The sequence below is a fragment of the Bacillus sp. JJ1127 genome, from assembly GCF_036965845.1.
Lineage (GTDB): Bacteria > Bacillota > Bacilli > Bacillales > Bacillaceae_G > Bacillus_A.
In genome coordinates, this window is record NZ_JBALQK010000348.1 from 1 (window position 1) to 7,031 (window position 7,031).

The following is a 7,031-nucleotide window of genomic DNA, read 5'->3' on the forward strand; positions in this document are numbered from 1 at the left end:
AAAAAAAGGGGTTTTATGTCGTTTTTTTAATTGATGTGTATATAAAATAAAATTAATTTTTCTCATTTTTAATTAATCTAAGAAAGCAGTAAAAGCAATAACAACTAGTAGAACACCACTAATGAGTGTTCCAAATTGTCCAATTGTAAATTTTCCAATCCTCACATTGGCTACTTTTTCACCTAATACAACTCCCGCCCACACAGTTATAAAACTAGCAATAGCGGCAGCTAAACATATGGCAATAGGTGATAAGCCTAGCAAACCAGCACCTAAACCATTTGTAAGTGCATTTGCTGAAAGTGCAACACCTAGAAAAATCGATTCAACAAAACCTATACTTCCAGACTTATCAAAGTCTGCTTTTGTTGGGTCTTTCATGATTGTTTTTAAATGATCAGAGACACCGTCTGTTTCTGATTGCTCTATCGATATTTCCCTCATAGCTACAGCTTCTTTATTTCTTCTTGGCATTGCAAGTAATATAATACGGATTCCAATAATGATTAGTAATAATGAGCCTACAATAATCGGAAATATTCCTGGTAATACTTTAGAAAGCCACACACCAAAATAAATTCCTGCCGCACTAAATGCAAAACAAATAATAGAAATAATAAAATTGGAGAAAGCATGAATACGAATTCCACGTATCCCATAAGAAATACCTACCCCAAAATTATCAATACTCGAAGAAATTGTAAGTGCCAATATCATCATCCATACCATTTTGAATAACCTCTTTTCATATTTGATGTACACTTCTTTGGATGTTAAGTTTTTCAATAATGGTTTGTTGATAGATTCAAAGAATCAATATTTTTCTTTCTGACTATGACTCATTTCTTTTGCATCTTGCACTTCCTCTTCTATGTTTCTCTCATGATTCTTTAACGTTTTTTGTAATGCTCTTTCTGCTTTTGCCTCATAAATAATATCTTCTATTTCTTCTTTCAAAGTTTCAGTAGCTGATTTAACACCTCTTATTCCCGCTTTCATAATTGGACGCAACGTATTTTGAGCTACAGAAAGAATAGAAACAGAGGCTGCAGCTAATGCAGATCCTACCAAAATTTTTCTAATCATTTTTTCATCTCCCTCTATTTTCACTGCGTTCATTTCTATTTAAATTGCTACTGTAACTTCATGACATTCTTGCCTGTGAATATTTTTTGTTTTACGAGTTAATAATTTCAAACATATTTTTGATAACTTAGATACAGATCCAGCCACGACTGTAATCAAAATCCATTGTTTTATATTTAACGGAACTGTGTGGAAAATTTTCGAAATTGGAGGGAAATATAGTGCACCAAATAATGTTAGCCAAGAGATACCAATTGCTGTCATAAAGAAATGATCTTTTGACCAATCACGAACTGTTTCTTCAGACCCTTCTTGTCGCCATGAGAATGTCTGAATCAATTGCCCCGCCACTAAAGTTGCAAAGGCTGTTGACTGTGCTACAGCAAGAGGCATCCCCATAGTCAAACTCGCAACAAATAATCCTAATGAACCAGCTCCAAGCAACACACCTCGTGTAATTACCTTTTGATATAACTCTTTATCAACAATATCTTGCCTTTTTGTTTGCTTTGTTTTATTTCCAGGATTTACAGCTAAAATCATTGCTGGTAACGCATCTGTAATTAAATTCATTAATAAAATTTGAATTGGAATTAATGGGATAGGTAACCCTGCTATTACAGCCACACTAGTAACTAAAATTTCTGCTAGATTACCAGTTAAGAGACAGCCAACTGCTTTACGTATATTACCAATAATTGTTCGTCCTTCTTTTACACCGTCTATAATCGAACCAATATGATCTTCTTTTAACACAATATCCGCTGCTTCTTTCGTTACTTCTGTTCCAGTTTTCCCCATTGCAATTCCTACATTTGCCTTTTTAATTGCCGGTGTATCATTTACACCGTCTCCAGTCATAACAACAATTTGCCCATATTTTTGAAAAACCTTTACAATTCTTAATTTATGACTCGGTGTCACACGTGCAAATATAGAAACATCTTTTACAGTTTCCTCAAGCTCCTTATCGGTAAGCCTATCGATATCCTGACCATTTAACACTTTATTCGCTGTATTCTTAATTCCAATTTCTTTCGCAATTGAAATAGCTGTATTTGGATGATCGCCAGTAATCATTACAGGTTTCACACCTAATCTATAGGCTTCTAGAATACTCTTTTCTACCTCTGGTTTTGGTGGATCAATCATGCCCACTAATCCAACAAAAATCAATTCTTGTTCTTCTATTTTGTTAGCTTCCCAATCAACAGAACGATATGCCAAAGCTAATACCCGTAGAGCACCGTCTGCAAGCTCTGTATTTCTTTGAATGATTCTGTTCTTTTGTTCATCATTCAGCAGATGTACACGACCGTTTTCTTGGTAGAATTTACAACAATCTAAAATCGCCTCTACAGAACCTTTTGAAAACATTTTGTATTCATTTTCTTCCGTAGAATTTTGACAGATTACACTCATGATACTTGTTTCAGAATCAAACGGTATTTCATGACATCTATTCCATAACCCTCTGTAATCTTCTACAGATGTTGACTTTGCAGCAAGACAGAGTAATGCCCCTTCCGTTGGATCACCTTTCATTTTCCATTCATTCTGTTCTATCTTTAATTCACTATTATTGCATAAAACCGAAATTTGCATGATACGCTCTAAATCAAGACTTTTTACAGAAACATTAGGTTCATTTCTTTCGTTCACTTTTCCTTCTGTCACATTCATTTCTGTCACGGCCACTTCGCCGGACATTTCTCGAATTTCACCATTTGGCTCATAGCCATCCCCTTCAACAGTCCACAGCTGATTCAATGTTGCGATTGCCTTAACTGTCATTTCATTCTTTGTTAGCGTACCTGTTTTATCCGAACAAATAATTGTTGTTCTTCCTAGAGTTTCTAAAGCAGAAAGTTTTCGAACTAGTGCTTTATTTTTAGACATTCGAGATATACCAGCACTTAAGGCAATCGTAATCATAATTGGGAGACCTTCTGGTATTGCAGATGCTGCTAATGTAATAGAAGTGGCTATCATTTGCGTAATTGGTAACCCGCGAATGATTCCCGCCAAAAGAACAAGTCCACCAGCTGCTACAGCTCCTTTAATAAACATCTTACTAATAGAAGTAACTTTCTTCTGTAAAGGTGTCACTTCTACTTCCTCACCTTGTACTAAAGAGACCATCGCTCCCATTTCGGTATCCATTCCGGTCGCAGCTACAACTCCAATTGCTTTTCCACGTGTAACGGCGGTCCCCATAAACAACATATTTTTCCGCTCAGCTAATGAAGCCTTTAGATCCAAAATGCAATCGACTTTTTCAATTGGTAGAGATTCTCCTGTTAATGTGGCTTCATTCACTTCTAGGTTCCATGAATGAATAATTCGAAGATCTGCTGGTATACGATCACCAGCTTCTACACAAACGATATCCCCTGGGACAAGTTCTTTGCTAGAGATATCAAATGTATTCTGATTTCTAATAACTTTACAATTTGGTGGTCGGAATTCATTAAGTGCCTCTACAACTTTCTCAGCTTTACGTTCCTGCATAGTTCCAATTACAGCATTGCAGAGAAGAACTGTTCCCATTGCTAATCCGTCAAACCATCCACCTGTAAACATCGATAACCCTGCCGCACCAAGCAAAATAAGTGATGTAAATTCTTTAAATTGTTTCAAGAAGGAAACAATCCATGAAGTAGATTGTTTAGATTGAATTTGGTTCATTCCAAATTTCTTCCGTAAGTTCATCACTTGATTATCGCTAAGACCTTGTTCCTTGTTCACATGAAACATGCTCATCATTTTTTCTGTAGTCATGGAATGCCATGCTGCTTTATCGTAACCTATAGCTTGATCACATCTATTTTCCTTTACATGTTTCAAAAAAAAGTCCATCTTTTGTAAAACAATTTTTTCACTTATTCGTTTTGCCCTAGATAAGAACAATAGCGACATAGCATTCGTCATTAAGGCAATGATAGGAGCGGTAAAAATAGAAAACATCGCAAATAAACTTCCGACATAGTTCCAAATTTTAGTGATTCCAAAATGTTGATTTACCATTTTATTTATTTTTTGCGCATACTCAATTGATTGAAGACTATTCCTTAATTTATTAACAGAAAGTTCAGGTATTTCAAGTCGTGAAATACTCTCCCGCTTGTTCTCTCCTCCTACATATATAAGATCTTCTCCTATTGATCTAATGGCTGTTACACGCTTTACTATTTGCTCTTCAGTGTTTTGCAACCAACTCGTATCAATCCCATGTCTCTTAAGAAAGGTATGACTAATATTTAAACTATTATTTAAAATACCGACTTTCCATTCCTGATGAGATAACCAATCTGATACCTTCTTTAACTCTGGTACAATTTCTACTTTTGAGCCAAGAATAAATCCAATACACTTTTTATTTTTACTTACAAATAAAACATTGTATCCTTTGTTCTCTACTCTTTTTGCTTCAAGATAATACCTATTACATTCCTCACTATGTTTTTCTACAAAGCGTTTACTACCAACACATATTTCTATTCCTTGTATAGTGCCCCTCATTCCATGGCTATTACTTTCAACAGAAAATGCGGTACGTAAAGTTTTTCCCGTTTGCACTACTTTTTCAATAACTTCATCCTTTAAATGATGGTTACTTTTCTTCATAAGTGGTGCAACCACACTCCAAATCTGACTTTCCTCTGTATCATGGCTAATACACTGTACCGCTTCTAATTTTTCTCTAAATAAATTTGATGTGTCATCAAAAAGAATTGTTTTTGTACGTGATAATTGAGGCAAAGATCCATTGTGCGGAATTGTATATTTTTTATCTCGTGACACAAGCTCCGCCTGATTCCAAGCATACTCTGTCGCTGTAATAGCGGGCCGAGGATTCGCTCCCAAAAGAACCGACATGCCTTGCAAGGGATTTCTCGTTAAAGCTAATGTCGCAGCCCCTAAAATCATTCCTCGTTTTGATTGTTTATGACTATATAATTGAATTTCAGAAGATAATTGAGGGCCATTCTGACTATCAATATTTGCTTGATTTCGCTTCCAATTTACAAAGTGTAATAAACTAAGTCCCGCAAGCACAACAAGATTTTCCCTAGCAAAGGCTAATGCAAACGTACTCATTCCTAAAATAAGGTCTGAATTCATTTTCTTATTTATAGACATTTGTTTTAAACCACGTTTTAAAAATGGATATCCTGTACATACAGAGACCAACCCAGATAAATAAAAAAGCCCTGTATTTTTAGCTAAAGTAGACCTTCCCATTAACATTTGCTTCACACCTAAAACACCAAGACCTAAAAGTGAAAAAGCTAACGGCAGGGGGATTGATTCTTTTTCAAATGATCGATCCACTTTTTTTGGTATTACGAGGAATGAACTTATGGGTTTATCATCTATAATGTTGTCTTCTTCACTTTTTTCATTATTTACATCTTTTAAAAAATCACTTTCAATAGATTGAATGATTTGATAGATATCATGAGATGATACGATATTAACGTTATAGCAAATAAGAACTCTTCCTGTTTCTATAGAAGCATGAATCTTCTCAATTCCCTTTACCTCTTGAAATTTACACATAAATAAAGACTTCATTTCATTGTTATGCTTTAGACCATATAATTCAATCCGAACTCTTCCTGGAAAAGCTCGAATAAATCTATTTTTCAATGAAATTATGGACATTGAGATTCTCCTTATAATTAATTTGAATAATTCTGTTATGATTTACTTTATGCATGATTCAAAGCATTATTTTTATTGAATGATGCCCACTTTTCTTGCAAACTTGAAACAGTTTCTTCTATTTTTTCAGCTATCCCTAGAAATACAATAGTAGTTCGAACAGCCGCTCTACGTATCGCTGTTTTTACTTTAGATTCCTGTGGATGATTTAAATCACTATCATTAACTCCATCTTCCATACAATCAACATTTTCATTTGGCTCATAAAAAATAGTTTCCGTTTCTTGTATTACTTCAGAATCGGTGCTATCAATTTTTCCTGCTATACGTAAAACTGCTGAAGTTGTTTTAACAGCTGCTTTACGTATAGCTTTTCTTGCTTTAGAAGATACAATAAGTACTGTGCTACAGGCTACTCCAAGAGGTGATGTTATAAAACTGAACATACTAACAGCTCCCTTCAATGTGAATATGTTGAGAAATCACAGTTGAATGTATTCTCTTCTCTCGTTAAACGGTGTATGCCCTAATATGCAAAATGGGGTTATACTGAGAAGAAACTACACTTTTGCACGCAGGAAATTTTTTAGCTGAAACAATTAAAGACATATTATGTAAATTATGTAAAAAATATGTTAATTATCCGTTGTGTTTTTGGTAAATTATTGAATAACTGTTGCGTTTTCATTGAATATTTGTTGCGTTTTTTTGTAAATATTGCACAAAAACAAACACCTTTATTAAAGGAATTTAATATCCTATAAAAAATCTATAAGGAGGTTTTTTTATGCAGTTACGAAACTGGAAATACATTATCATTTATCATTTTATTTATAATTTTCAAACTTTTTTATTAAATATAACGGTTGCACTTTTAGGTGAATTATTTCTTTTCTGTGTTCTAAATGTTTTCCCAAAGAAACTTCATAAATTCATTCGTTCAACGATTTTGAATAGTAATATGGGCTTATTACTCACTTAATATTCACATTTTTATTTAAATGATATGAATATGCAACATAACAAAATATTATTATATAGCAATCTATCACATTGATTAATCTGCTACATTTTTTATTAAAAATATAGCTTATTATTCCATCTCTGTACATAAATACACCTCTAACAGACACTGTAAGCTTGAGAAATAACCTTCCTTCACTATTTAGACATTTTTCAACTCAAATTCAAAATAAAAATCGTCTACATATACAACAACATGAATGGTAAACATTAAATATCTGGAGCTAATGTATATATACATCAATTAAAAAACT

5 protein-coding genes are annotated in these 7,031 nt (G+C 33.8%); 1 reads left to right on the forward strand and 4 read right to left on the reverse strand.

Features of this window, described 5'->3' with window-relative positions; genetic code table 11:
• Positions 1 to 72: 72 nt before the first annotated feature.
• The 4 genes from ytaF to V7183_RS24120 all read right to left on the reverse strand — a co-directional run bounded on the left by ytaF (position 73) and on the right by V7183_RS24120 (position 6,200).
• A complete protein-coding gene (gene ytaF, locus V7183_RS24105) occupies positions 73 to 729 on the reverse strand; it encodes a sporulation membrane protein YtaF (RefSeq protein ID WP_335361094.1) in 657 nt (218 codons plus the stop codon).
• Between the two features lie 84 nt (positions 730 to 813).
• Positions 814 to 1,086: a hypothetical protein gene (locus tag V7183_RS24110; RefSeq protein WP_335361095.1), complete on the reverse strand. Its 273-nt coding sequence runs from the start codon at positions 1,084 to 1,086 to the stop codon at positions 814 to 816.
• Positions 1,087 to 1,125: 39 nt separating this feature from the next.
• Positions 1,126 to 5,754, reverse strand: a complete 4,629-nt coding sequence (locus V7183_RS24115; protein WP_335361096.1) for a cation-translocating P-type ATPase — start codon at positions 5,752 to 5,754, stop codon at positions 1,126 to 1,128.
• A gap of 47 nt (positions 5,755 to 5,801) precedes the next feature.
• On the reverse strand, positions 5,802 to 6,200 hold the full coding sequence (locus tag V7183_RS24120) for a hypothetical protein (protein WP_335361097.1): 399 nt from the start codon (positions 6,198 to 6,200) through the stop codon (positions 5,802 to 5,804).
• A 341-nt stretch (positions 6,201 to 6,541) separates the two neighbouring features.
• On the opposite strand from V7183_RS24120, the gene V7183_RS24125 reads away from it, so the two are divergent.
• On the forward strand, positions 6,542 to 6,736 hold the full coding sequence (locus tag V7183_RS24125) for a hypothetical protein (RefSeq protein ID WP_335361098.1): 195 nt from the start codon (positions 6,542 to 6,544) through the stop codon (positions 6,734 to 6,736).
• Positions 6,737 to 7,031 lie beyond the last annotated feature (295 nt).

Excerpts from the sequence above, each read along its gene's own strand:
- ytaF (WP_335361094.1), bottom strand. The coding sequence starts at position 729 with ATGGTATGGATGATGATATTGGCACTTACAATTTCTTCGAGTATTGAT.
- V7183_RS24110 (WP_335361095.1), bottom strand. The coding sequence starts at position 1,086 with ATGATTAGAAAAATTTTGGTAGGATCTGCATTAGCTGCAGCCTCTGTT.
- V7183_RS24115 (WP_335361096.1), bottom strand. The coding sequence starts at position 5,754 with ATGTCCATAATTTCATTGAAAAATAGATTTATTCGAGCTTTTCCAGGA.
- V7183_RS24120 (WP_335361097.1), bottom strand. The coding sequence starts at position 6,200 with ATGTTCAGTTTTATAACATCACCTCTTGGAGTAGCCTGTAGCACAGTA.
- V7183_RS24125 (WP_335361098.1), top strand. The coding sequence starts at position 6,542 with ATGCAGTTACGAAACTGGAAATACATTATCATTTATCATTTTATTTAT.